Genomic DNA, 21,633 nt, shown 5'->3' with positions numbered 1-21,633 from the left:
CCGTCGACCCATATGCCCCGCCGGACCCATCCGGCGGGGTTTTCCTTTGTTTGGAGACTGATATGTCCCGCTCTCTCGCTCTTTTCGCCATCGGCCTTGTCTTTGGTGGCGGTGCCGGTTTCGTCACCGCGGCGGCCTATGGTGTCACCTTTGACGGTCATGATCATGGCGACACGGCCCAGCATGGCGCCCATGACCCGGCACAAGACGGCCACAACCACGCCCAGGCCACCCATCTGCCCGCAGGCCCCGACGCACCCGGTGTGTCCGTAGCACTGACCCGCGATCCGATGTCGGGCTGGAACCTGCATGTAAGCCCGCAGAATTTCCGCTTTGCCCCCGAAAACGCCTCGGCCAGTGACGTGCCGGGCGAAGGCCATGCCCATGTCTATGTCAACGACGTGAAACTGGCCCGGCTTTACAGCGAATGGATGCATATCCCCGACCTGCCCAAAGGTCCGGTCGAGGTGAAGGTCTCGCTGAACGCCAACAGCCACAGCCCGCTGATGGTCGATGGCATCCCGGTCGAGGCCGTGGTCACGGTTCAGGTGGAATAGGCCGGGATCCGCGCCAACAGGCATTGCCGCAACCGTCCACAGGGACGGGCATCGGCAATCCAGCCTCCGGGGCTGTCCAGATAGACACGGCAGGTGGCGGCGATATCGTCGGCATCCGCCACCACGTCGAGATCCGAGAACACATAGCTGGCCCGCCCCGGCCCCTGAAGGGCCAGCGCCACCGGGGTGGCGCAGGCGCCGAAACAGGCATGATCCACCAGCTCCACCCGCCCGCTCAGCCCGGCGCGCGCCAGCGCCTCGGACACGGCGGCACGTTCGGCCCCTTGGTCACGGTCCCGCTCACCCTGGCAGCTGGAGCAAAGGGAAAGGCGCATGTCGCTCATGGTGTCTCCTTGATCGGTGCGGCAGATGTGGCGCATCGGGTCCGCCGAGGCAAGCTCAACGCGCCATTTGCGCGGCCTCTATCCGCAGCGCATCCAGCACCCCGGCGACCGAGGGCGACAGGCTGGCAGATTTGCGCATCGACACGCCCACCGGCCCGATCGGGATCGGCACCGGCCAGTCGACCCGCGCCAGCGCCCCCGCGCTGATATCGTGGCGCGGCACATGCGCGGGCATCACCGCCAGCATGTCCGACCCCACCAACAGGCCCCGATTGGCCAGATACGACACCGATTCCACCGCATAGGGCGGCGCACCACCGCCCAGATCGACAAAGACCTGATCCAGCTGGCGGCGCAACGTGGTTTCCGCCGGTGGCAGGATCCAGGGGTATTCCATCAGGTCGGTCAGCGCGGGCGCGGCATGGCGATGCACCGGGTGGTCGCTCCGGGCGACACATATCACCTCTTCGTCGAACAGCCGCTCCTGCACGATCTCGGCCCTGTGCCGGTGCATCGGCAAGCGCCCCACCACCAGATCGACATCGCCCGAGCGCAGCGCCGGCATCAGCACCTCGTTGGTGCCCTCGACCAGTTTCACCACCAGCCCCGGCTTGTCGGTCAGAAGCCGGGTAAGCACGCGGGGCAGAAACTCGGCCGAGGCGGCCAGCAACGTGCCCACCACCACGCGCCCGCCATTGCCCTCGTTCAGATCGTCAAGCTCTTGGGCGGCATGGGAAATCTGCGCCAGGATCAGCTTGCCATGCCGGATCAGCGCCGCCCCGAACACGGTGGGCACCATGCCGCGATTGGTGCGGTCGAACAGCTGCACGTCGAAATCCAGCTCCAGATCCTTGATCAGCTTGGTGGCGGCGGGCTGGGACATGTTCAGCGCCTGTGCCGCATGCAGGATCGAATGCCGCTCGCCCACGGCGACCAGCAGGCGCAGCTGTTTCAGCTTGAGCCGGGTCAACACGCGCTCGACAATGCGGATCTGGGTGCGGTTCATGGGTTTTGCGATATCACGAAGCGTGGCTATCGGTCAAAGCGATAGCCGGATCGCCGCGCCGCGCTGTCTCAGCGCCGCCAGCAGGCTGAGGGCGGTCAGCGCCGAGGAGCGCGGATTGCCCGGCAGCGGCAACCCCTCGATCTGAAACCGGAACCGGCCAAAGGCGCCCTCGGCCGCGATCTCGTGGATATTGGCGGTGGCGCCCGGATCGGCGATCAGCTCGGCCCGGGTGGCGTCCAGCCCGGCCCCGGCCAGCGCCACGGCAGCGGCCACATTGGCGTTCTTGGGATAGGCCTGCGCCGCCGCGCGCGCGGTGCCGGTGAAATGGGTGGCGGGTGCGGTAAGCGCGTCCAGATCCAGCACCTTTTCGGCGCGGCTGCCGCGCCAGCCCTGCGGCGGCTTGCGCCCGGTATAGGTCACCTGCAAGCCCGTCCCCATCGCCGCCGCCGCCAGCGCATCCAGCGCCCCGATCGCCCCCGAGGCCAGGCACAGCCTTGTCCCGCCAACGCGGGCGGCAGCCTCAAGCTCGGCACAGAACACGGCATCGGCCAATGCACCGACCGAGACGGTCAGCACCTCGACCCCCGCGCCCAGCGCCGCCACCCCATGGGCGCGCAGGCCGGAATGACCCGCGCAATCGACCAGCAGGTCGGGCCGTTCGGACAGGTCCTCCAACACCTGCGCAACCGGCACGCCCAAGACCGCCCGCGCGGCCTGCTCGCGCCCGGGCCGGCAGAGCGCCCCGATCAGCCTGACGCCTTCGGGCAGATGCGCCGCCACATGGGCGGCAATGGGCCCGTGCCCGATCAGTGCTATCCTCACCCTGTCCCCCTTTGGCCGACTGCCCCATAGTTTCCACATATCAGCATGATTGTGATATGCCGATTGCGGATAGCAGGATGCAATTTCGCGATTTGTGCCCACCCGGTCGGGCTTGCAGGATCGAGGCACCCGCCACCGCAACCGAGACCCCCGTGACCAAATCCGCTCCCTATACCGGACAAGCGCTGCCCCGGCGCGAAGACCCCCGCCTGCTGCGGGGAGAGGGGCAGTATACGGGTGATATCCATCTGCCGGGGGCGCTGCATCTGGCCTTTCTGCGCAGTTCCCACGCCAGCGGGCGGCTTGACGCTTGCGACGTGACCGCGGCGCGCGCGATGCCCGGCGTGGCAGCTGTGCTGACCGTCGCCGACCTCGGCGCACTGGGCAGGCTCGAGGTCAACCCGGTGCTGCCGCTCGACCATGCCACGCCCTATCCGATACTTGCCGGCGACACGGTCTCGGCAGTGGGTCAGCCCATCGCGGCGGTGCTGGCCGAAACACCGGGACAGGCGCTGGACGCGGTCGAGGAGATCTGGGCCGAGATCGACGAGACCCCCTCCCCACCCTCCGAGCTTCTGGCCATGCAACATTGGCAAAGCGGCGATCCGGCGGCAGAGTTTGCCCGCGCCGCCCATGTGGTCACGGTCCGGGTCGCGCATCCCCGCCTTGCCCCCAGCCCGATGGAGCCGCGCGCCATCGCCATTCTGCCTGAGAGCCACGGTCTGACCGTCTGGCTGTCCACCCAGACACCGCACCGGGCGCGGGCCGATCTGGCCCGTATCCTGTCGCTCGACCCCGAACACCTGCGGGTGATCGCCCGCGATGTGGGCGGCGCCTTTGGCATGAAGGCCTCGCTTTACCCCGAAGAGGTGCTGGCGGTCTGGGCCGCGCATCATCTGGGCCGCCCCGTGCGCTGGACCGCCACCCGCAGCGAAGAGTTCCTGTCGGCCACCCATGGCCGGGGGCTGACAAGTGAAGGCCAGCTTGCCATTGACGGTGACGGGCGGTTTCTGGCGCTCAAGGCCCGCGTCGAGGCACCGCTGGGCCACTGGCTGCCCAATTCGGCGCTGATCCCGGCCTGGAACGCCGCGCGCATCCTGCCCGGCCCCTATGACATCCCTGCCACCGATCTGGGCACCAGCGCCCGACGCGCCCATACCGCGCCCACCGGCATCTATCGCGGCGCGGGCCGCCCCGAGGCCTGCGCGCTGATGGAGCGTCTGGCCGATGCCGCCGCCCGCGCCACCGGCCTTGATCCCGCCGAGATCCGCCGCCGCAACCTGAACCGCTTGAACGGCCCGCGCGACCTGCCCGCGGGCCGGGTCGAGGGGGCCGACTATGCCACGGCACTCGACCGCTTTCTGACGCTGGCCGATTACCCCGCCTGGTGCGCCCGACGCGACGCAAGACGCGCCGACGGCGCATTGGCCGGTGTTGGGCTGGGGTTCTATGTCGAACCTTCGGGCAAGGGCTGGGAAAGCGCCCGGGTCACCCTGGTGGCGGGCCGCGCCACAGTGGATTTTGGCGGCAGCAGCCAGGGCCACGGGCGCGAAACCGCGCTGGCCCAGATTGCCGCCGACGCACTGGAGCTAACGCCCGCCGATATCACCGTGCTGCATGGCGACACCGCCACCTGCCCGCCCGGCATCGGCGCGCTGGCCAGCCGCAGCACCCCCATCGGCGCCAGCGCCGTGCTCGAGGCCTGCCGCGAGATCACCCGCCGCCGCGACGCGGGCGAAAGTGAACCGATCACCGCCGACACCGTCTATACCGCCCCGGGCGAGGCCTGGGGCCATGGCTGCTACCTCGCCGCGATCGAGATCGACCGCGACACCGGCGCCCCGCAGTTGACGCATATGGCCTGCCTCGACGATGCCGGGCGGCTGATCAACCCCATGCTGGCCGAGGGACAGGTGATGGGTGGCTTCGCGCAAGGCCTGGGAGAGGCGATGATGGAGGCGTTGCACTTCGCCGACGGCCAGCTTCTCACCGGCTCGTTCATGGATTACGCGATGCCGCGCGCGGATGACCTGCCGTCACTCACCATCCACAAGACCGAGACGCTCGCCACCACCAACGCGCTCGGCGCCAAGGGCATCGGCGAGGCCGGCACCATCGGCGCCCCGGCGGCGATCCTGAACGCCGCGCTGGACGCGCTGGCACCGCTGGGCGTGACCGATCTGCAAATGCCGCTTACCAGCCTGTCGCTCTGGCAGGCGATCACCGATGCAAGCAAGGAACCCCAGACATGAAATACGCCAAGAGCGAGGCCAAGGACCATGCCCGCGAACATATGCGCGGCATCTGGGCCGCCGCCCTCAACCCCTTTGCCGAGGATCTGTCATTTGACGAGGCCGGTTTTCGCCGCAACATCCGCCACTGGGTCGATGATCTGGGCATCGAGGGCCTCTTCATCTGCGGCAAACAGGGAGAGTTCTTCTCTATGTCGCTGGAGGAGCGCAAGCGCAACCTCGAGGTTGCGGTCGAGGAATGCGCCGGGCGCGCGGGCACCATGATGTCGGTCTCGGACCAGAATTTCGACACCGTGCTGGAACTGGCCCGCCATGCCCAGGACGTGGGTGCCGATTATATCGTGGTGCATGCGCCGGTGCTGCATTTCGTGCATGACCGCGACGCGCTGCTATTTGAATACTACAAGGCCATCAGCGAGGCGGTCGATATCGGTATCGCCATGTGGAGCCATCCTGACAGCGGTTACCTGATGAGCCCCGAGCTGTGCGCCCGCATCGCTGACCTGCCCAATGTGGTGGCGATCAAATACTCGGTCCCGCGCGAGATGTATGCCCGCCTGACCGAGCTGGCGGGTGACCGGATCCAGGTCTCTACCGCCTCCGAAGAGGAATGGTTCGACAATATCGTGGAACTGGGCTGGCGGCTTTACCTCTGCTCCTCGCCGCCCTACCAGCTGCAAACCGCAAACGACCGGCGCATGCATGACTATACCCAACTGGCTTTTGCCGGCCGCATCGACGAGGCACGCGCCATCCGCGACAGCCTCGACCCGGTGCGCCAGGCGATCAAATCCACCAAACCGGGCGGCAAGCCGCAGGCGCATGGCAAATACTGGCAAGAGCTGCTTGGACAGACCGGCGGGCGAGTGCGCTTTCCCATGCAGGAGCTGACCGAGGCGGAAAAATCCGCCACACGTGCTGCCTTTGAGGCCTGCGGCCTGCGCCTCTGACCCTTCATTTCGCTGAAAATACTCCGGGGGAGTCGCGCACGGCGCGGCGGGGGCAGCGCCCCCTCCCCAACTCCGCTAAAGCAGAACCTCGATCAGGTTTGGCCCCGCCTCGGCAATGCCCCGCGCCAGCGCCTGCGCAAAATCCTCGGCCCGCTCGACCCGGACAGCCGGCACACCAAGGCTTTGCGCCTGCCCGACCCAGTCGATGGCGGGCCGTTCCAGGCTCAGCATGTCCAGCGCGCGTGGGCCGGGGTTCATCACCCCCACGCCCGACAATTCGCCCAGCAGGATGCGATAGCTGCGATTGGCCCAGATCACCACGGTGATATCCAGCCCCTCTCGCGCCATGGTCCACAGCGCCTGCGGCATGTACATGGCCGAGCCATCGCCGGTGAGCGTCATCACCTTGCGGTCCGGGCGGGCGATGGCGGCCCCGATGGCGGCGGCCAGGCTGTACCCGATGGAGCCGCCGCAATTGTTGACCCATGTATGCGGCGCAGCGCCCAGCGTGGCGCCGTGAAAGGCGCGGCCCGTTGTCACCGACTCGTCCAGCACGATGGCGCCTTCGGGGATGCTTTGGCCCAGCACGGCGGCAACGCTCTCGGGCGTACAGGGGCCGCTGACCGATCCCGGTGCGACAGGCGGCGCGAGCACCGGCGCGGCACCCGCAGCGCCCACTGCCTGTTCCAACCCTGCCAGCGCGCCGTCCAGATCGGCGGCCCAATCGGCCAGCGCGATGATCTCGGCCTCGGGATGGGTCAGCACGGCGGGCTTGCCCGGATAAGCGAAAAAGCCGATGGGAGGACGCGCGCCGAGCAAGACGATGCGCCGAAAGCGCGCCAGCGCCTCCAGCGCCATGTCGATCGGATAGGGCACGCGCGCCACCGGCACCCGGCCCGCGCCGCGCTCCATCCGCGCATTGGCCCATTCCGACAGCAACGCGCAGCCGGTTGCCGCCGCGATGCGGCCAGCACGTTCCAGGTTTTCCTCGGTAAGCGCTTCGCCCCCGAGCAGCAACAGGCTGTCCGGCCCGCTCAGCGCGGCGGCGGCCTGCTCCAGTGTCGCTGCCTCGACCGGCGCGCGCGCAGGCACCGGCAAGGCCGATGCCACCTTCCCGCCCGGGGTCCAGGCCGTGTCCGAAGGCAGGATCAGCGTTGCCACCTGCCCCGGCGCGCTGCGCGCCGCCTGTACCGCGCGGGCGGCATCGCGCCCCACATCCGCCGCAGACAGCGAGGTCTCGACCCAATGCGACACCGGCCGCGCCAGCCCTTCGATATCCGCGGTCAGCGGCGCGTCCAGTTCCAGATGGCTGGCCGCGTGCTGGCCGACGATGTTGACGACGCCCGATCCGGCCTTCTTGGCGTTGTGCAGGTTCGAGATACCGTTGGCCAGACCCGGCCCCAGATGCAGCAGTGTCGCCGCCGGTTTGCGCGCCATCCGGTAATAGCCATCCGCCGCCCCGGTCGCGACCCCCTCGAACAGCGCCAGAACCGAGCGCATGCCCGGCACCTGATCGAGCGCCGCCACAAAATGCATCTCGGAGGTGCCGGGATTGGTGAAACAGGTATCGACCCCGCTTTGCAGCAGGCTGTGCACCAGGCTTTCGGCGCCGTTCATTTCGCTCATCACCCTCACTCCTCGCAATTGGGGCGAGCCTAGGCGGCGCGCGGCGTCACGTAAACGGTGCACGATATCGTGAGCAGCGGGGAGCGATGAAATCTGGCATCAAGGGTCCAGCAAATGAGAGACCCGCCATGCGCCTTGCCATCCTCACCCTGATCACCTGCCTTGCCCTGCCCGCATTGGCGGGTGACCTGAGTCCGCGCCCGGGCTGGGCGGTACACGCCACGGCCAAGACCCATGCACAACTGGTCGAGGATACCCGCACCGCGATCACCGCAAACGGCTTGGGCATCGTCACCCAGGCGGGCCCGACCGAGGCCGCCGCGAGGCGCGGCATCACCATTCCCGGCAACCGGGTCATCGGCGCCTTCAACAACGATTTCGCTGTGCGGATACTGGCGCTGTCCACCGCCGCGATGATCGAGGCACCGATCCGTTTCTACGTCACCGAAAATACCGATGGCACCGCGACACTGGGCTACAAGCTGCCCTCGCAGGTCTTTGCCCCCTATCTGGACGAAGGTGGCGACGAACTCGCCGCGATTGCCGCCGAGCTGGACGCACGGTTTGCGGCGGTGGCGGCGCAGGCAATCGCCTCACAGTGACGTGACCCCCCTTGCCTTCGGGCGCAGGCTCCGCAATCTCGGCCAGAACCGACCCCTGTAACGGAGCCCCACCATGTCAGACCCCCTTCCCCGCGCCGCCGACCTGCTGGCCCGGCGGCTGTACGAGGCGGGCTGCCGCCATGCCTTTGGCATGCCTGGCGGCGAGGTGCTGACGCTGGTCGATGCGTTGGACAAGGCCGGGATCATCTTTCATCTGGCCAAGCATGAGAATGCCGCGGGCTTCATGGCCGAGGCGGTGCATCACCGCGATGGCGCACCCGCGATCCTGCTGGCAACGCTGGGGCCGGGGGCGATGAACGGGGTCAACGTTGTGGCCAATGCGCTGCAGGACCGGGTGCCGATGATCGTGCTCACCGGCTGCGTCGATGCCGACGAAGCGCTGACCTATACCCATCAGGTGATGGACCATGCCCAGGTGTTCCGCCCGATCACCAAGGGCAGTTTCCGCCTGACCGCCGAAAGCTCGGATATCATCGCCGACAAGGCGGTGTCGCTGGCGATGCAGCCCCGGCCCGGCCCGGTTCATATCGACGTGCCGATCGGCGTGGCCGATACCCCGGTGCGCGAGACAAGGCGGCGGCGGCTGACCCCGGCGGCCCCGGTGGCGCCCGGCGGCACCTGTCTGGAAACCGCCCGCCGCTGGGTCGCCGAGGCGCGGCGCCCGCTGGCGGTCATCGGCCTCGACGTGCTGGCGGACAACTCGAAATGTGTCCTGCAAGCCTTTCTGGAACATTTCGAAATTCCCTTTGTCACCACCTACAAGGCCAAGGGTATCCTGCCCGAGGATCACCGCCTTTGCCTGGGCGGCGCGGGCCTGTCGCCGCTGGCCGACAGCCACCTGTTGCCGCTGGTCAAGGCCGCCGACCTGATCCTGTGCCTGGGCTATGACCCGATCGAGATGCGCCCCGGCTGGCGCGAGGTCTGGGACCCCGAAAACCAGCGGGTGATCGACATCTCGGCGGTGGTCAACGATCATTACATGCATCAGGCCGGGATCAATATCGTTGCCGATACCGGCGCCACGCTCGAGGCCATCGCCAAGGGGACGACCGGGCATGCCACCTGGCCCGCGGGCGAACCGCAGGCGGCCCGCGCCGCGCTGGCCCGCGCCTTTCCGCAGGACGAGGTCTGGGGCCCCGCCGCCATCATCGCCGAGGCCCGCGCCACCCTGCCCCAAGGCACATTGGCCACCGCCGACAGCGGCGCCCATCGCATCCTGCTGAGCCAGATGTGGCGCTGTGACGAGCCGCGCGGGCTGATCCAGTCCTCGGGCCTGTGCACTATGGGTTGCGCCCTGCCGATGGCAATCGGTCTGAAACTGGCCGCGCCCGACCGCCCGGTCATCAGCTTCTCGGGCGATGCCGGGTTCCTGATGGTCGCCGGAGAGCTGTCGACCGCCGCCGAGATGGGCGGCAACCCGATCTTTCTGGTCTTTGTCGATGCCAGCCTGTCGCTGATCGAGTTAAAACAGCGCGGCCGCCAGTTGCCCAATCGGGGCGTCGATTTCGGGCATCACGACTTTGCCGCCATAGGCCGCGCCTTTGGCGGGCATGGACACACCGTGCGCTCGCGGGCAGAGTTGCGCGCGACGCTGGAGGCGGCGCAGGCAGCGGACCGCTTCACGGTGATCGCCGCCGAAATCGCGCGAGGGGATTACGATGGCCGGATCTGAACAACCCAAAGGGCCGCTCGACGGGGTGCGCGTGCTGGACCTCAGCCGCATTCTGGCGGGGCCGACCTGTACCCAGCTGTTGGGCGATCTGGGCGCCAATGTGATCAAGATCGAGAACCCCGGCTCGGGCGGTGACGACACCCGCCAATGGGGGCCGCCCTATGTGACTGATGCGGATGGCAATCCGAGCGACCTGAGCGCCTATTTCATGGCCGCCAACCGCAACAAGAAATCGGTGGCGCTGGATATCTCGACGCCCGAGGGGCAGGCACAAATCCGGCGTCTGGCGGCACATGCCGATATCCTGATCGAGAATTTCAAACCCGGCGGGCTGGCCAAGTACGGGCTGGATTATGCGAGCCTCGGCCCGGAATTTCCGGGCCTTGTCTATTGCTCGATCTCGGGCTTTGGCCAGACCGGCCCCAACGCCTCGAAACCTGGTTATGACCTTATGGCCCAAGGGTTTGGCGGCGTGATGTCCCTGACCGGAGAGCCCGAGGGCGCCCCGATGAAGGTGGGCGTGGGCATCGCCGACGTGATGTGCGGCATGTATGCAACCGTGGGGATCCTCGCCGCGCTGCATCACCGCCAGTGCACCGGCGAGGGCCAGCATATCGACCTGGCGCTGGTCGATGCGCAGGTGGCCTGGATGATAAACGAGGGCGTCAACTATCTGACCAGCGGCGCCCTGCCCCAGCGGCGGGGCAATGCTCATCCCAACATCATGCCCTATGACGTCTATGCCACCTCGGACGGGCATGTGGTGCTGGCGGTGGGCAATGACAGCCAGTTCCGAAGGTTCTGCGGTTTTCTCGACCTGGGCGCGCTGGCGGACAACCCGCGCTTTGCCACCAACCAGGCGCGGTTGCAAAACCGCGCCGAACTGGATGCGCTGCTGCGACCGGCGCTGGCGGCGCGCAGCATGGCCGAGGTGATTGCCGGGCTCGAGGCGCTCAAGGTCACGGTGGGGCCGGTCCAGACCATCGACCAGGTCTTTGCCAGCGATCAGGTCGTGGCCCGGCAGATGCAGATCGACATGGAGGCCGAGCCCGGCCCGGTGCACCTGATCGGCAATCCGCTGAAACTGTCGCGCACCCCTGTCACCTATCGCAGGGCGCCGCCGCGCTGCGGGCAGGACACCGAATCCGTGCTCTCCTCGGACGAGCCGTTCGCAGACTGAAACATCGCCTGTCCCTGGGCGGCAAATTGCTGAAACAACAGGGGCATTCGGCGGCTTTTCCCCCATTTTCCGCACACGCGCTTTCACCAATTCGCGAGCGGCGTCGATCCTGATACGGGGCTCCAATAGACTTGGCAAAGGCGCGAACTGCCCCCTTTGCAAGGAACGGACCCGGTATGAGAGACGATGTTTTTGGACAGACCAACAGCCTGACCCGCGCGGACAGCGCCGAGGCGTGGGACGGCGTTCTGTTGGGCTTCATGGCCCATGCGGCAGTAACCCCGCAGCACCTGGCGCGGGTGTTGGAACTGGAACCCGATTTTGCCCTGGGCCATGCCATCAAGGGCCTGTTCATGCTGCTATTGGGCCGGCGCGAGATGACGCCGGTCGCGGTCGACGCGATGGCCGCCGCCCAGCGCGCGGCCGATGCGCACCCGGTGACGCCGCGCGAGGCGCATTACCTGGCCGCGCTGCGCCACTGGCTGGCAGGCAGCCCCAGCCGCGCGGTTGAGGAATTCGAGGCGGTACTGCGCACCCATCCCGAGGATACGCTGGCGATGAAGCTCAGCCATGCGACCCGGTTCGTGCTGGGCGATCCCGACGGAATGCGTCGCTCGATCGAGCGGGTGATGCCCGCCTATGCCCCCGATCACGCCGGGCGCGGATACCTGCTGGGTTGCCATGCTTTCGCGCTGGAGGAAACCGGCGCTTACGACAAGGCAGAGATCGCCGGGCGGCAGGCGCTTTGGATGGTTTCGGACGATGCCTGGGGCCTGCATGCGGTTGCGCATGTCCATGAAATGAAAGGACAATCCGAACAAGGCCTGGAATGGTTGGCCGGGCGCGAGTCGGCCTGGTCCCATTGCAACAATTTTCGTTACCACGTCTGGTGGCACAAGGCACTTATGCATCTGGACCAAGGCCAGATTGATCAGGTATTCGATCTCTACGATTCAGCGATTCGCAAGGATAAGACAGACGACTATCGGGACATATCGAACGCCACCTCGCTGCTGTCGCGGCTCGAGCTCGAAGGCGTAAATGTCGGAAACCGCTGGGAAGAACTGGCCGATCTGAGTGCCGCGCGCACCGAGGATGGATGCCTGATCTTCGCAGACCTGCATTACCTGCTGGCCCTGACCGGGGATACCCGAGAAGACGCCATCTCGCGAATGCTGCACCGGATCAAACGCGATGCAGACATGGCCCAATGCGACACCACGCGCCGCATGGCCGACCCCGGACTGGCCGCCGCACAAGGGCTCGAAGCCTTTGGCGAGGGGCAGTATGGCCAAGCCTTCGACCACCTGCTGGCCGCGCGCGGCAGCATGCAGCTGGCCGGTGGCAGTCACGCCCAGCGCGACGTTTTCGAACGCATCACCATCGACGCGGGCCTTCGGGCGGGGCGTCTGGACGCAGTCGAGCGGGTGCTGGACGATCGTCGCGCCAAGCGCGGCGGTCATGAAGATACCTATGCCCTCGCCCGCCGGGCCTTGATCGAGGCGGGCCGCGACGACCGCGATTTTCACAGCGTTCCCGCGGAATGACGAGTGACACAGAAGGACCAAGGACGTATGGCGACGATTTCGCCCGCCTCTGATTTCGCCCCCACAGCCGCGGCGCCCCGCGCTGCGGCCACGGCTGCCAGAACCCGCGATCTGCGGCTGGATTTCTTTCGCGGTATCGCGATGTTCATCATCCTGGTGGCGCATATCCCTTTCAACCCCTGGGCCGGCTGGATCCCGGCGCGGTTCGGCTTTTCCGACGCGACCGAGATCTTTGTCTTCTGCTCGGGCATGGCCTCGGCCATCGCCTTTGGCGGCGCCTTTCTGAAACGGGGCTGGTGGATGGGCACCGCCCGCATCGCGTTCCGGGTCTGGCAGGTCTATTGGGCACATATCGGCCTGTTCTTCTTCACCGCCATGTGCATGGCGGCGCTGGACCTCTCGGGACTGTTTGAAAAGAGCTATGTAGACGGGCTGAACCTTCAGCATTTCTTTGGCGATCCGATGCCGCAGATCGTGGGCTTGTTTACGCTCACCTACGTCCCCAACTACTTCGACATTCTGCCGATGTATCTGGTGGTTCTGGCAATGATGCCGCTGATGATGGGACTCCGACAGGTTGGGTTCTGGGCGATGGCGCTGGCCTCGGTGCTGATCTGGGCGGTGGCCCAGACAGGTGCGCTGGCGCTGCCGGCGGAACCCTGGTCCGAGCGGCAATGGTTCTTCAACCCGTTCGGCTGGCAGTTGCTGTTCTTTACCGGCTTTGCCTTCATGCGGGGCTGGATCCCGGCGCCGCCCGTCCACAAGGCACTGATCTGGGCGGCGGCGCTGTTCGTGGTGCTGTCGGCCCCGTTCGGCTCGTGGAAGGTGTTTTTGTGGGTCGATGCCTGGAACTCCACCGTCAGCGAGCCGATCCGCGAGACCTGGAAAGTGACCGGAGAGCTGCGCGACAAGACCGATTTCGCGCTGCTGCGCTATGTGCATTTCCTGTCGCTGGCCTATCTGGGATGGGTCGTGGCAGGCGACAAGGGCGCGCGGTTGCTGCCGCAGGGCACTGGCGGGCTGGCGCGTCTCTGGCAGATCGTTCTGAACGTCATCCTCAAGGTCGGTCAGCAATCGCTGGCGGTCTTCGTCTTCTCGATGGCCGCGGCCCGTCTCCTTGGTGTGCTGCTGGATCTGGGCGGGCGCGACGCCGCCACCGTTCTTGCCGTCAACCTGTTCGGCTTCGCCCTGATTGCAACGGTCGCCTATGGCGCCGCCTGGTTCAAATCGCATCCCTGGAAATCCCGCACATGATGCTGTCTCGCCGTTTCTTTCTGGCCTCTGTCTCGTCTCTGGCGCTGGTGCCGCGCGCCTTTGCCGCTGCACCTGCCGAGCCTTTCGAGCGCGCGATGGTGACCGCCATGGCGCGCGATCTGGCATCGCGCGCCTACGCGCCGCGCCCCAGCGTACCCGAGCCATGGCAGGCGCTGACCTATGAGCAATACCGCTCGATCCGGTTCCGCATCGACCACGGGCTCTGGGCCGGGACCGAGACCCCGTTCAGCGTCGATTTCTTCGCGCCCGGTCTCTATTTTCCGCGCGCCGTTCAGGTCGAGGCGGTCGAGAGCGGCATGACCCGCCCGGTCGCCTTCGAGATGGACATGTTCGACACCGGCCCCGAGGTGCCGCCGCTGCCTGCCGACGAGGCACTGGGCTTCTCGGGCCTGCGTCTGCGTACCGAGATGCACCGCCCCGGTGAGACCGATGAATTCTGTGTCTTTCAGGGGGCCAGCTATTTTCGGGCCATCGGCCTGGGCGAGGCCTATGGCCTGTCGGCGCGCGGTCTCGCGCTCAAGACCGGCGATCCGATGGGTGAGGAATTTCCCGATTTCATCCGCTTCTGGCTGGAACGCCCTGAACCGGGCCAACGCACCATGGTCGTGCATGCGCTGATGGACAGCCCCTCGGTCACCGGCGCCTACAGGTTCGAGGTCACCGCCGGCGAGGATACCGTGATGGAGGTCGAGGCGACGCTGTTTGCCCGCGAGGACGTGGACCATGTGGGCCTCGGCCCGCTCACCTCGATGTTCCTTTACGACGCCACCGATCGCACCAGGTTCGACGATTTCCGCCCTGCCGTGCATGACAGCAACGGTTTGATGATCCGCAATGGCGCGGGCGAGGTGATCTGGCGACCGCTGGCCAATCCGCGCGACTTGCAGATCTCGTCGTTTGTCGACGAGAACCCGCGCGGGTTCGGCCTGATGCAGCGGGCACGCGACTTTGCCGATTTTGCCGATCTCGAGGCGCATTACCACCGCCGCCCCGGCCTGTGGGTCAAACCGCATGGCGACTGGGGCAAGGGCGCGGTGACCCTGGTCGAGATCCCCGCCGATCAGGAGATCTATGACAATATCGTCGCCTATTGGCGCCCCGCGCCCCCCTATGCCGCCGGCAGCGAGGTGTCGCTGGCCTATCGTCTGACCTGGGGCGAGGAACCGCACCGCACGCCGCTGCCGCGGGTGATCCGCACCGCCATGGGCGAAAAGACCTTTGGCGAGGGGCGGCTGGTCGTCATCGACTTTGAAGCCAGCCCGCTGTTCGACGATGCCGATACGCTGGAACCGATCGTGCAATCGCCCCATGCCCAGATCGCCCCGCCGGTCCTGCAACGCAACCCCGACACAGGCGGCATGCGACTGGCGTTTTCCTTTGTTCCCGGCGAGGTCCCGCTGGTCGAATTGCGCGCCCAGCTGCGTCACGACAAGGAACCGGCCTCCGAAGTCTGGCTTTACAGGTGGACCGCGTGATGCGCGACGATCTTCATATCATGCCGCCCCGCGCGCCGCTCGACATGCGCGCGCAGGACTTCAGCGCCGGGTTCCGCGACGCGCAGGCCCCATCGGACACCGCGCCGCAGGACGTGGCACTGTGGCGGGTGCTGGCCTTCTCGCCCGCCATGGCGGCAACGCTAGCGCTGGTCTGGCTGATGGGCGACTGGTTCTCGGACAGCGGCATCTCGGTAATCGAGCTGGTACTGCTGGCTCTGATCTCGTTCAACTTCTTCTGGATCGCCTTTGCGGTCAGCACCGTCCTTCTGGGCATGCTGTCGCTGTCGCGCCAGCCCGCCCGGGCACGCGCGGGCCGGGCCGGGCCGCTGAAGGTGGCGTTGCTGATGCCGGTCTATAACGAAGTGCCCTGGTATGTCCTGGGCAATGCCCGCACCATGCTGGAAGAACTCAAGGCGCGCGGCGGCCAGCATCAATACGCCATGTTCATCCTGTCCGACACCCGCGACGACGCCATTGCCGCGCAGGAACAGGCCAGTGTCGAGGCTCTGCGCACCACGCTGGCGCCGGATCTGGCGCTCTACTATCGGCGCCGGGTGGAAAACACCGACCGCAAGGTGGGCAATATCGCCGATTGGGTCGCCGGCTGGGGCGCCGACTGGGACGCGATGCTGGTGCTGGATGCCGACAGCCTGATGACCGGTCGCGCCATCGTCCGGCTGACCGACGCGCTGGCGCGTGACCCCGGCGCCGGGCTGATCCAGAGCTTTCCGCAACTGATTGGCGCGCAATCGGTTTTTGCCCGGATGCAGCAATTCGCCAATGGCGTCTATGGCGCCGCCTTTGCCGAGGGCATGGCCCGCTGGTGCGGGCAGGAAGGCAACTATTGGGGCCATAACGCGATCATCCGCACCGCCGCATTCGCCAATTGCGCGGGCCTGCCCAAGCTGCGCTCGCTTTCGGGGCGCGAAAAGCTGATCATGAGCCACGATTTCGTCGAGGCGGGATTGTTGCGCCGGGCCGGATGGTCGGTGCGCTTCCTGCCACGGATCCGGGGTTCCTACGAGGAAACCCCGCCCACCCTGATCGACCACGTGCTGCGCGACCGCCGCTGGTGCCAGGGCAACCTGCAACACCTGAACCTGCTGACCGCGCGCGGCTTTCGCTCGGTCTCGCGGTTTCACATGTTCCATGGCGCGATCGGATATCTGATGTCGCCGATCTGGTTTGCTCTGTTGGTGATGTGGGCACTGATCGGGCATGGGCAGGACGGATCGGTGCTGTATTATTTCAGCCCGGACAACCCCCTGTTCCCGCAATGGCCCGAGATGACCGAGGGCCGGCATGTGCTGATCATCGTGGTGATGTATGCGATGCTGCTCTTGCCCAAACTTCTGGGCGTCGTAGCGCTGCCGCTGAGTGGCGCGCATTACTCGGATTTCGGCGGCGCGGGCCGCTTCCTGCTGTCCTTCGTCTCCGAGGTGGTGCTGTCTATCCTCTATGCGCCGATCCTGATGGTACAGCAGATGATCGCGGTGTTTCGCACCTTTCTGGGCATCCAGAAGGGTTGGTCACCGCAGGCCCGCGACGGCGGCACTTATGGGCTGGCCACTCTGGTCAAATGCCATGCGCTGGAAACGCTGAGCGGCTTGGCGCTGGGTACCGGCATCGCGCTGGGTCTGGTCTCGGTCTGGCTGGCACCCATCGCGCTCAGCCTGGCGCTGGCGGTGCCGCTTTCGGCGCTGTCGGGCGTGACGGCGGGCACCGCGCGGCGCCTGATCGGCATGCGCGAGGAATTCCGTGAGCCCGCGATCACCCGCCGTGCCCACGTTTACCGCACCGAGCTGAAAACGCTCCTGGAACGCGGCAGCCGCGCCCACCCGGCCGAGTGACGGGTCAGGGCGCGGGCAGCGCCTCGACCCAGTCGGCCATCATGTCGGCCCAGCCGTCGGGCACCGTATGGCCGCCGGGAAACAGCGCGAATTCCAGCGAGCCACCGCTGCAACCCTGCCAGCGGCGGCGCAGAAAGGTGCCCGTCTGATCAAAGCCGTCCGGCTTGTGCTCGACGCAACCATTGGTCTCGCGCCAAAGCTCCAGCCCGGCAAAGATATCACCCTGCTGGAACCGGCCACCGCCCAGGAAACGCCCTTCGAGCGGCACCACCGGGTCGGCCCAGCCATGGGTCTGGAACAGGTGCACCGGACCGGCACAGCTGTCGGGCTGGGGTCGCCAGAACCCGCCCGAAACCGGCACATAGGCCCGATAGGCCCCGGGCGTGGCGCAGGCCAGATAGGTCACCATGAAGGCGCCCGCCGAAAACCCGCCCAGCACCGCCCGCTCGGCATCCAGCCCGAAGCGCGCGCTGGCATCGGCCAGAACCTGGGCCAGAAAGGCGGTCTCGTCCCGTCCCTCCCATCCGGGAAAGAAGGTCCAGCTGCGCGGGCGACCCGGCGCGCGGGACTGGCCATCAGGCGCGATCACAGCCCAGCCACGCGCCAGCAAGGGCGCCACCAGCCGCGCATTTCGCAGGGTCGCCGCGCCCTCGCCGCCATGACCGTGCAAGAAGATCAGGACCGGCGGGTTCTCAACCTCGGGCAAGGCGATGTGATAGGTGCCGTCTGAGGTCTCGCAGGGGGCGGCGTCGCCTGCACAGCCTGCCAGCGCCCCCTGCCCCCAGAAACCGGCCAGCAGCGCCAGAACAGCCGCGCGCCTCATTCCAGTGCCTCGGCATGGGCCACGACCGGCAGTCCAGCGCGCAGCCAGCCCGGCCCCGCGCGCGAGCCCAGCATCCCCTCGGGCACGTCGATGATGCCGGTGAATCCGGCCTGCGCCAGCCGGTTGGCCAGCCGCGCCGAGCGCACCCCGCGCGCGCAGATAAGGGCAATCGGTCGCCCCCGATCTCCACCCGCCAGTTCATCAAGCGCCGCCACGAAATCCTCGCGCCGCATGTCGAGCGGCTGTGCCCCGGCCCCGATCCCTGTCGAGGCCCATTCATCGGGACGGCGGATATCGACCAGCAATACCTTACCCGAGGCGGCCCGCGCATGTGCCTCTTCCACGCTCAGGGCGCCACCGGCGAAATCCTCGGGCGTCAGCAGGTATTCCCGAACGGCAAATCCGGCCAGGGCCGCAGCGCCCAGTACCAGTACGGCCCGGCGACCGACCCGGTGGGCAAGCATGGTGGATGCGGTCAAAGCAGCGTCCTTTCTGTCGAATTCGCCTGTTTCTAACACGGACGGGCCCCTGCCGCGCGCCTGGATTGGCACCTGAATGATCAAGAAAACGTCAGTCCGGAATACATGAAACACTCTGTCGCGCCGAAACTTCGGGCTTTGCATCCTTGCAATACCGGCCAAGGACATAAATTATCGCTGCAAAGCGGAAACAAGAATAACCAGCAGCGGAGTAATCGACGGTGTCCCTCTTCCTCATCGCCGCCCTTCCCTTTCTCGGGGCAATCTTCCCTGCCCTGTTGATCCGGGCGGGACGCAACGCCTCGGCCTCGGCGGCGGGACTGACCAGCTTTCTGGCCTTTACCGGTCTGATGATCCATGCCCCGACCGTGCTGTCGGGCGGGGTGGTTACGGCAAGGTTTGACTGGCTGCCCAGTCTGGGTCTGAACGCCAATTTCATGCTGGACGGTCTGGGATTCCTGTTTGCAACGCTGATCCTGGGGATCGGCATGCTGATCATCCTCTATGCCCGGTTCTATCTGTCGCGGCATGACCCGATGGGGCAGTTCTATACCTATCTGCTGCTCTTCCAAGGCGCGATGGTGGGCATCGTCCTGTCCGACAACATCCTGCTTTTGCTGGTGTTCTGGGAGCTGACCTCGCTCAGTTCCTTCCTGCTGATCGGCTATTGGAAACACCTGCCCGAAGGCCGACAGGGTGCGCGCATGGCGCTGGCTGTGACCGGGTCGGGCGGGCTGGCGATGATCGCGGGCATGTTGATCCTGGGCCATATCGCCGGGTCCTATGACCTGAGCGTGATCCTGCAACACAAGGAGGCGATCCAGGCCTCGCCGCTCTATCTGCCGGCGCTGATCCTGATCCTGTTGGGCTGTTTCACCAAATCGGCGCAGTTCCCGTTCCATTTCTGGCTGCCGCACGCGATGGCGGCGCCGACGCCGGTATCGGCCTATCTGCACTCGGCAACCATGGTGAAGGCGGGGCTGTTCCTGATGGCGCGCATGTGGCCGGTGCTGGCGGGCACGCCCGAGTGGTTCTATATCGTGGCTACCACCGGTCTGGTAACGATGGTGGTGGGCGCGGTCATCGCGCTGTTCAAGGACGATCTCAAGGCGCTGCTGGCCTTTTCGACTGTCAGCCACCTGGGGCTGATCACCATGCTGCTGGGCTTTGGCACCAAGGTCGCGGCGGTGGCGGCGGTGTTTCACATCATCAACCACGCCACGTTCAAGGCCGCCCTTTTCATGAGCGCCGGGATCATCGACCACGAGACCGGCACCCGCGACATCAAGCTGCTCGGCGGTTTGCGCCGGCTGATGCCCATAACCTTTGGCATCGCGCTGATCGCGGCCCTGTCGATGGCCGGCATTCCGCCGCTCAACGGGTTCCTCAGCAAAGAGATGATGCTGGAAGAGACGTTCCACATCGTCTGGCTGGACAGTCATGTGGTGGTGCCTGCGCTGGCGGTTTTCGCGGCGCTGTTCTCGGCGGCCTATTCCTTTCGCTATATCGCGCATGTGTTCCTGGGGCCCGAGCGCGAGAGCTATCCGCAGAACCCACATGATCCCGGTCCGGGCCTGTGGCTGTCGCCCGCCCTGCTGGTGGTGCTGGTGGTGATCATCGGCCTGAACTCGGCCACCGTGGCGGGACCGCTGGTCAAGGCCGCCGCCGGTGCGGTGATCGGGGGCGAATTGCCCTATTTCAAGCTCAAGCTCTGGCATGGGTTCACGCCCGCGCTCTACATGTCCATCGTGGCGGTTCTGGGCGGCCTGCTGCTGCTGGCGCTGCACCGGCATCTGGAGCGGTTCTGGAACGCCCTGCCCCGGCCCGAGGCAAAGGTCATCTTTGACGCGGTGATCGAGGCGCTGACGGCGCTGTCGAACCGGGTGACCGACGGGCTGCACAATGGTGTCATCAGCCGCTATGCCGCCATCATGGTCGCCTTTACCGTGGGCATCGGATACTACGCCTATGCCTCGGGCAGCATGGGGGCACCGACCCGTGTGCCGCTCCCCGCACCGATCCTGCCGATCATCGGCTGGGTCTGTCTGGTGGGGGCAACGCTGGCGATCATGTGGTTCCACCGCAACCGCCTGCTGTCGCTGGTGCTGATCGGGGTCGTCGGCCTGATCGTGTCGATGGCGTTCAACTATCTCTCGGCCCCCGACCTGGCGCTGACCCAGATCTCGGTCGAGGTGGTGACGATGATCTTGCTGCTGCTCTCGCTAAACTTCATGCCGACGGAAACACCGGTGGACAGCACCAATGGGCGCAAGCTGCGCGATGCGGCGATCTCGATCGTCGCGGGCATCGGCGCGGGCGGACTGATCTATGCGCTGATGCTGCGCGATTTCGCCTTTCCGACGATCTCCGAGTTCCACCTGGCCAATTCCTACAAGGGCGGCGGCGGCACCAATGTGGTCAACGTGATCCTGGTGGACTTCCGGGGTTTTGATACCTTTGGCGAGATCATCGTGCTGGGTATTGCCGCGCTGGTGATCTTTGCCCTGACCGAAAGCGTGCTGGCCACCAAGGTGCGCGCCTATCTGCTCAATCGCAAGCCGCACTGGCCGCAATCGGGGGATGCGCATCCGCTGATGATGGTGGTGGTGACGCGCGTGATGATGCCCATCGCTCTGATGGTGGGGGCCTATATCTTCTTCCGGGGTCACAATCAGCCGGGCGGCGGTTTCATCGCCGGTCTGGTGGTCGCCATCGCCTTCTTGATGCAATACATGGCCAGCGGTTTCACCTGGGCGGCCGAGCGGCAGCGGTTCTATTACCATGCCACCATCGGCTGGGGCGTGCTGATCGCGGCGGCCACCGGTCTGGGCGCCTGGTTCAACGACATGCCCTTCCTGACCAGCGATTTCGGCTATCTGCACTGGCCGCCGCTGGAAGAGTTCGAATGGGCCACCGCGATGCTGTTCGATACCGGCGTCTTCCTGGCGGTGCTGGGCGCGGTGATGCTGACGCTGGAAAGCCTGTCGCGCTTTGCATGGCAGCCGGGGATGACGCAGGAATTCCCGATGGATATCAACCCCGCGCGCGAGGCGCTGCGCCAGTTCGTCGAGGAGACCAAGCAGAAGATGGCCGAACAGGGAAAGACCATAGACTCGGAAAAGGGGGCCTGA

General features: G+C 66.4%; 17 protein-coding genes. 11 read left to right on the top strand and 6 right to left on the bottom strand.

The genetic code is table 11. The features are described from left to right. The first annotated feature begins 62 nt into the window (after positions 1 to 62). Positions 63 to 557 carry a hypothetical protein gene (locus tag AC2FNY_RS12630; RefSeq protein ID WP_496802671.1) on the top strand — a complete coding sequence of 165 codons (495 nt, stop codon included), beginning with the start codon at positions 63 to 65 and terminating at the stop codon, positions 555 to 557. On the opposite strand, the gene AC2FNY_RS12625 is transcribed toward AC2FNY_RS12630, so the two are convergent. From AC2FNY_RS12625 to AC2FNY_RS12615, 3 genes are read right to left on the bottom strand one after another with little or no spacing between them, the layout of a single operon-like run. Continuing rightward, complete coding sequence (locus AC2FNY_RS12625) at positions 545 to 901, bottom strand: DUF1636 family protein (RefSeq protein ID WP_496802670.1); 357 nt, start codon at positions 899 to 901, stop codon at positions 545 to 547. The two genes, AC2FNY_RS12630 and AC2FNY_RS12625, sit on opposite strands and share 13 nt — an antisense overlap. 55 nt (positions 902 to 956) lie before the next feature. After that, positions 957 to 1,907 (bottom strand): LysR substrate-binding domain-containing protein, encoded by a 951-nt coding sequence (locus tag AC2FNY_RS12620; protein ID WP_234143425.1) that lies wholly within the window; start codon positions 1,905 to 1,907, stop codon positions 957 to 959. 33 nt (positions 1,908 to 1,940) lie between these two features. Further along, a complete protein-coding gene (locus AC2FNY_RS12615; RefSeq protein ID WP_496802669.1) occupies positions 1,941 to 2,768 on the bottom strand; it encodes an aspartate dehydrogenase in 828 nt (275 codons plus the stop codon). A gap of 113 nt (positions 2,769 to 2,881) precedes the next feature. On the opposite strand from AC2FNY_RS12615, the gene AC2FNY_RS12610 reads away from it, so the two are divergent. Then, a complete protein-coding gene (locus AC2FNY_RS12610) occupies positions 2,882 to 4,981 on the top strand; it encodes a xanthine dehydrogenase family protein molybdopterin-binding subunit (protein ID WP_496802668.1) in 2,100 nt (699 codons plus the stop codon). After that, positions 4,978 to 5,931: a dihydrodipicolinate synthase family protein gene (locus AC2FNY_RS12605; protein WP_496802667.1), complete on the top strand. Its 954-nt coding sequence runs from the start codon at positions 4,978 to 4,980 to the stop codon at positions 5,929 to 5,931. The genes AC2FNY_RS12610 and AC2FNY_RS12605 overlap by 4 nt, the downstream gene beginning before the upstream one ends. Before the next feature lie 75 nt (positions 5,932 to 6,006). Here AC2FNY_RS12605 and AC2FNY_RS12600 read toward each other — a convergent pair whose 3' ends face one another. Beyond that, the gene (locus tag AC2FNY_RS12600) at positions 6,007 to 7,557 is read right to left on the bottom strand and encodes an acetolactate synthase large subunit (RefSeq protein WP_496802666.1); all 1,551 of its coding nucleotides are present in this window, start codon (positions 7,555 to 7,557) and stop codon (positions 6,007 to 6,009) included. 128 nt (positions 7,558 to 7,685) lie between these two features. Between AC2FNY_RS12600 and AC2FNY_RS12595 the strand changes: the two genes are divergently transcribed. The 7 genes from AC2FNY_RS12595 (at position 7,686) to mdoH (ending at position 17,200) form a co-directional block, all read left to right on the top strand. Further along, complete coding sequence (locus AC2FNY_RS12595) at positions 7,686 to 8,159, top strand: DUF302 domain-containing protein (RefSeq protein WP_496802665.1); 474 nt, start codon at positions 7,686 to 7,688, stop codon at positions 8,157 to 8,159. Positions 8,160 to 8,232: 73 nt separating this feature from the next. Continuing rightward, positions 8,233 to 9,852, top strand: coding sequence for a thiamine pyrophosphate-binding protein (locus tag AC2FNY_RS12590; RefSeq protein WP_496802664.1), 1,620 nt, complete (start codon positions 8,233 to 8,235; stop codon positions 9,850 to 9,852). Continuing rightward, complete coding sequence (locus AC2FNY_RS12585; RefSeq protein ID WP_238904491.1) at positions 9,839 to 11,032, top strand: CaiB/BaiF CoA transferase family protein; 1,194 nt, start codon at positions 9,839 to 9,841, stop codon at positions 11,030 to 11,032. The genes AC2FNY_RS12590 and AC2FNY_RS12585 overlap by 14 nt, the downstream gene beginning before the upstream one ends. Before the next feature lie 176 nt (positions 11,033 to 11,208). Then, a complete protein-coding gene (locus AC2FNY_RS12580; RefSeq protein ID WP_234163088.1) occupies positions 11,209 to 12,579 on the top strand; it encodes a tetratricopeptide repeat protein in 1,371 nt (456 codons plus the stop codon). Between the two features lie 27 nt (positions 12,580 to 12,606). Continuing rightward, positions 12,607 to 13,833 carry an OpgC family protein gene (locus tag AC2FNY_RS12575; RefSeq protein WP_496802663.1) on the top strand — a complete coding sequence of 409 codons (1,227 nt, stop codon included), beginning with the start codon at positions 12,607 to 12,609 and terminating at the stop codon, positions 13,831 to 13,833. Continuing rightward, positions 13,830 to 15,329: an OpgD/OpgG family glucan biosynthesis protein gene (locus AC2FNY_RS12570; RefSeq protein ID WP_496802662.1), complete on the top strand. Its 1,500-nt coding sequence runs from the start codon at positions 13,830 to 13,832 to the stop codon at positions 15,327 to 15,329. Before AC2FNY_RS12575 ends, AC2FNY_RS12570 begins: the two co-directional genes overlap by 4 nt. Next, complete coding sequence (gene mdoH / locus AC2FNY_RS12565) at positions 15,329 to 17,200, top strand: glucans biosynthesis glucosyltransferase MdoH (RefSeq protein ID WP_496802661.1); 1,872 nt, start codon at positions 15,329 to 15,331, stop codon at positions 17,198 to 17,200. The genes AC2FNY_RS12570 and mdoH overlap by 1 nt, the downstream gene beginning before the upstream one ends. 4 nt (positions 17,201 to 17,204) lie before the next feature. Here mdoH and AC2FNY_RS12560 read toward each other — a convergent pair whose 3' ends face one another. Both AC2FNY_RS12560 and AC2FNY_RS12555 read right to left on the bottom strand, forming a co-directional pair. Further along, on the bottom strand, positions 17,205 to 18,023 hold the full coding sequence (locus AC2FNY_RS12560) for a CE1 family esterase (RefSeq protein ID WP_496802660.1): 819 nt from the start codon (positions 18,021 to 18,023) through the stop codon (positions 17,205 to 17,207). Continuing rightward, positions 18,020 to 18,487, bottom strand: coding sequence for a rhodanese-like domain-containing protein (locus AC2FNY_RS12555; protein ID WP_496802764.1), 468 nt, complete (start codon positions 18,485 to 18,487; stop codon positions 18,020 to 18,022). Before AC2FNY_RS12555 ends, AC2FNY_RS12560 begins: the two co-directional genes overlap by 4 nt. A gap of 236 nt (positions 18,488 to 18,723) precedes the next feature. Here AC2FNY_RS12555 and AC2FNY_RS12550 point away from each other — a divergent pair, with 236 nt between their 5' ends. After that, positions 18,724 to 21,633, top strand: coding sequence for a monovalent cation/H+ antiporter subunit A (locus AC2FNY_RS12550; RefSeq protein ID WP_496802659.1), 2,910 nt, complete (start codon positions 18,724 to 18,726; stop codon positions 21,631 to 21,633).

This window comes from Ruegeria sp. BHSC223 (genome assembly GCF_059613025.1).
Note: the sequence above shows the minus strand (reverse complement) of the source record. Positions and strands in the feature narration are given on the sequence as shown.